Genomic DNA, 4,790 nt, shown 5'->3' with positions numbered 1-4,790 from the left:
CCGCCCAGACCTGCACAGCCCGCTCCGTACTCACGGACAGGACAACGCATCACACGGACACCGGACACGGACACGAGCCACGGCTGTAGTACGGGAAAGGGGCAGGCTCACCGGGCTCGTGCGTCGGCTGCACCGTCGTATGGGGCCGTCCGGCGCGTGATGATCTGCAGACGGCTGTCTGGAATAGCGGACGCTCCGAGCACAAACTCGACGTCGAGGCAGACCCCTCCATCTGGGAACACGGGCGGGCGGTGTGATCCGAGGAGTAGTTCCCTGTTGCCGAGCTGGCGTGCCACCTGGCGCGTGCACGGCCGGGAAACCCGCGCCACTCACTGCCTCCTGCTTCCCATCCACCGTCCGCTTCACGATCCCGGTCCGCCTGGCAGGACATCGGCAACGCTTCCCGAGCGTTGCACTGCGGCCTGGGCGGGATCGAAAGCGCCGCTGCAGAACGCGTCGTTGCGTGCAAGGGTCCGATAGGTCACTCCTTCCCAGCCGTTGAGCCGGTGGGCCAGACGCGTTGCAGCTTCCTCCGACAGATAGGCACGGACCGCGTCCACGCCGCCCGCTTCGAGCATCTTGGCCAGCAGCCGGCGGATGCCGCTCACGGTGCGGTTCGCCTGGACGGCAAAGACCTCGGCGAGCTGGAACAGCGCGAAGTGATGCCGGGTCCGCTCGATGAGAACCCGTTCCCAGCTCGGTGGCGGGCTGACGAAGAAGTCCAGCCGGACGGGGTCCCCCTCGGCGACACTCGCCTCCAGCCAGGAATCTTGGTCGATACGGTCCAGATAGGGGTGCAGCAACGTCGTCTCCGCTTGCGACGGAAACACTTCCCCTTTGACGTGGTTGCAGTCGGCGCAGGCCGGAACCAGATTCAGTGGGTCCACGCACAGCGCGGGGAACATCCTCTTGGGCAGGAAGTGATCCAGCGTGCGGACCACCCCCTGCCCGCACAACGGACATCGGTCGTCCGCAGGTGCAGCCATGAGCTGCTCGTAGACGGCACGACCGTCCAGCGTGTTGACCATGCCGTTCTCGTAGGCCCACCGCACCGCCTCGCCCGGCGAGATGCCCGGCACGGCGAACTCCGCATCGTCCAAGGCATGCAGGCGGCCTTGCTGCGCCGCTTGCCTGAAGCGCTCGCCCGCAGCCTCGATGCTGTCACCGGCCGCCAGCAACAGACCTCTGCGCTGCGGATCTTTGGTGCTGTGCACGCACACCTCGTAGGAGTCCCGCGCTGAGAGAGCAGGCGGGTCGAGAGGCCACATCAGCGGCTCCCGCCCGCGGCCCGGTACGCCAAAAGGATCCGGACCAGGCCCTTCGCTTCCCCGCCCAGCTGTCCGTTGAAGCGGTCAAGGACCTGCTCGTAGGTCTCCAGCTCGTCAACGGCCCTTGCGATCTCGGCGTGGAAGCCGGACTGCCTGACCTCCAAGCCGAAGATCTCGTGGGTGAGGATCCCGACGTTCTCGCCATAGGTTTCCAGAGCGGGCCGCTGCGGCGGGTGGCGGTCCCAGCGGCTGACCTTCCACACGCACGCACGGGGAACCTCCTGCAGCACCACGGGGGAGTGAGTCCCGATGAGCGCGACACCGTTGCGGTCGGTCAGCAGGTCCGACAGCGCCCTCACGAACGAGGCGAGCAGGGGCGGATGCAGGTGGGCCTCGGGCTCGTCCAGGAGGATGAGGGACTGCTCGGCGACGGTCTCCACCAGCCGTGTGATCGTCAGCAGCACGATGGCGTGCCCCGAGCTCAGGCGGGAGAAGATCTCTCGCGCCCGACTGTCGTCCTCGGGGAGAAACGACGTGCGGTTCTCCATGGACCGGGCGAAGTCGTGGATGGGGGACTCGTAGAAGAGCGGATCGCTGCTCAGCACGTCCAGTGAGGCTCTCCAGCGGCCGACCCGGCCAGTGGCAGTGACCTCTTGGACGCTCTTGCTGAACTCCTTGCTCAGGTCGTCGTACGACTTGCGCTCGCGGGTGGGACGTCCGAAGACATCGACCCTGGCCAGGCCCACATAGGTGAAGGACACAGACGGCTCGACCGGCTCAGCTGGAGGCGTCTGGTCGCCGGTGACGTCCTTGGTCCCGTCCCACCCCTTCATCTGCGGCAGCTCATCGTCCTCGCCGACCGCCCCGCCGTCTTCCGGGACATGGTCGAAGGCACTGAACGTGACGGCCACGACGTTGGTGAACGACCCGCTCCCGTCATCGGACCAGACGATCCTTCCGACATCGTCCGGGTCCGCGTCCGGGCTCACCACCGCCTTGCCGATATTGGCCAGCAGCGTCGTCTTGCCCACCCCGTTACGCCCGATCAGCACATGGATGTTGGACGGGGGCTGGGAGTGCGGCGTGACCGAGAAAGACAGCCTCCGCTGCTGGACGACGGTATCCGCCGGCGCCACGTACTCGAAGTCGTACGCCCTCAGCCGGATCCCACCCCGGGCAATACGCCGGAACTGCCCCTCCACGGACTGCGGTTCGACGCTGCGCAGCAGCGACGTCTGCGTCACGTCCCAGAACACGGCCCGCTCGAAGATGTCAGGCTCGAACGCGATATCGCACAACGCTTTGAGGATCTCCCGCCGCGTCCTGGCGCCGAGCCTGGCAAGGTTGTCGTAGTAGGTGACGTCCTGCCCCACCGAAAACCAGTCCAGCCGCCGGTCCAGTCCCGTGAGCTGCCAGAACTCTCCCTTCTGCAAGGGGCGGTCATTCCGTACGAGATCGGCGTAACCGATCTTGACCCGCCCCAGCTCGTCGAGCCCTCCGCTTCCGTCGGCGAACCACAGCCGATACAGCGTCAGATAGTCGTCGTCGGGCCAGGACACCGGCTCAAGGAGACAAGCGCGTCGTCCGCTCGATCGTGATTCTCCCCTGTCCAGCACGAAAAAGCGCACGCACTCTCCTCCTCGCAGTTGGACCGCTGCAAGCGCCAGTCTGCTCGTCGGCGGCCAGAGGATGGACCTTTTCGGCATCCGGGTTTTGGGGCGGGCCGCGGGAGGTCTGTTCCCGAGGCCTACTCGGCGGGGCGACGGAAGCTGCTGGCGAGCGGGGTGCGCACGTCCGGTACGGTCAACGCGGCGGTGTCCGCGCCGGCCTTCTGGGCAGCAGCCATCACGGTGCCGATGTCGCCCGTGGCCAGTGTCTCGGCGGGGCACTGCCGGCACTCTCCTTCCGGCTCGTGCCCTGGCTGAGCGGCAACGAGCGCCCGGACGTGGCCGAAGGCGTCCATAGCCCGGTCGACCCGCACCGCGTACCACGTCCCCCGCTGCTCCTGCGGTGAGATGTCGGCCGCGACCTGGGGATGCACGGGCAGGTCCACCCGCCCGTCCACAGCACGGACGAGGACGACCTGGTCGAGGTAGTCACACCGGTCGGGCTCGGGCCGATTCGCGTCCAGCCAATCAACGGCCTCAGTGCGGGTTCCGGGCCCCCACAGATACTCGGACGGGAAGACGGTTGCCGCGGCGCGGGCGTCGAACTCCATCAGGCCCGGGTCGTCCACCACGGCACGGACCAGGAGGTAGGTCAGCGGCTCCTCGTCTTGCGCCGAAGCCAGATACTTGGCCAGGCCGGCGAGGATCGTGTGCCCGCTCTCGCTCCAGCCGATGGCGACGATGTCCCGCTCCAGCGGCGCCGGGTACAGCCGTCCGCCCGGCGTAGGCTGCCCCCACAGGTGGTTGATGAGCTCGGCGAGGTCAGACAGGGTGCGGGCGGCGTCCACCGCCGAGTTCAGATGGTAGGAGCCGTGCGCGACCATGTTGCGCAGCTCCCCCTGGACCGGCTCCAGGCTCCGGTTGCGCTGCCCGCGTAGCAGACCTTCGCGGCGCGCCCACCGCAGCAGCCCGCCGAGCATCCCGTTGAAGTGCTCCCAGTCCCCGGCAGCGCCCATCCGGATCTCGGCGCCTCGCACGTCCCGGAACTGCTCGTAGAAGGCCGAGTAGCTGGTCATGGCGACCTGGTATTCCCGGCCACGGCGGTCGCGCACGTCGACGGTGCGATCCTGGTAGTGAGCCACGAAGCGGTCCCGCAGGGCCTGCTCGAAGGTGAGACGGGTCGCGTCCTCGACGAGGGTGAAAAGCTCGTAGCACAGCACCCCGTGGCTGAACCCGGCCCGCAGCTGCTCGAACTTGTTCCGCGTCGATTCGGCGACCTCGTCCGCCAGCTCCAGCCGGGCAATCACCCGCTGCTGGTACTCCGCTGAGTCCTCCGCGTGCATCCGGCCGAGGCCCCAAGGGGTGAAGTGCAGCGTCCGCTCGTCGACCGCCTGCAACTGCTCGAGCGTCTTGATCTCCATACTGGGCCGCGCCCGCCTTCCTGATACAGCTTTCAGTGAACTGGCCAGGATCGGCCCAAGACCCCGGATGCCACAACCGAATTGACCCTGAGCTTGACACCCACACCAGCCGATCCCTCCATGAAGGCTGTACGAGGGCTCAGCCGTGGTGGCGCGCCAGCCCCCAACCTCGACGCCCACGACCAAGCCGCCGCCTTCACCCAGCTGCGCCTCGTCGAGCCTGCCGCCCCCCACGAGACCCGGCGCCCTTTCCGAAGGACGCACAGCCTCCGCCTCCTGGCGGCGCCTCGTCTCTGCAGCACCTCTCACCGGAGCCGCCCGCCACATTCGGCGAAGGTGCTGCGATCACCTTGACCTTGACCTCTGAGGACTTCCAGGTGCTCTACGCGGACGGCGCCCAGTAGGGCTTGGTCAGGTTCGTAGTGGCGTGGGTATGTTGCGGTGGCAGGTGGGGCAGGCGCCGGTCCAGGCAGCGAGCAGTGTCTGCAAGTCGC

Annotated in this window: 3 protein-coding genes; all 3 read right to left on the bottom strand. The window is 67.6% G+C overall.

Annotation, left to right across the window (positions count from 1 at the left end; translation table 11 throughout):
* Positions 1 to 362: 362 nt before the first annotated feature.
* Positions 363 to 1,214 (bottom strand): HNH endonuclease signature motif containing protein, encoded by an 852-nt coding sequence (locus ABZV42_RS42035; RefSeq protein ID WP_356057530.1) that lies wholly within the window; start codon positions 1,212 to 1,214, stop codon positions 363 to 365.
* Between the two features lie 53 nt (positions 1,215 to 1,267).
* Positions 1,268 to 2,827, bottom strand: coding sequence for an AAA family ATPase (locus tag ABZV42_RS42030; RefSeq protein WP_356057529.1), 1,560 nt, complete (start codon positions 2,825 to 2,827; stop codon positions 1,268 to 1,270).
* A gap of 188 nt (positions 2,828 to 3,015) precedes the next feature.
* Entirely contained in the window at positions 3,016 to 4,296 is a 1,281-nt protein-coding gene (locus ABZV42_RS42025; protein ID WP_356057527.1) for a hypothetical protein, read from the bottom strand.
* Between the last annotated feature and the right edge of the window lie 494 nt (positions 4,297 to 4,790).

Origin of the sequence: Streptomyces sp. NPDC005281 (assembly GCF_040607495.1) — a bacterium.
Taxonomy (GTDB): Bacteria; Actinomycetota; Actinomycetes; order Streptomycetales; family Streptomycetaceae; genus Streptomyces.
Note: the sequence above shows the minus strand (reverse complement) of the source record. Positions and strands in the feature narration are given on the sequence as shown.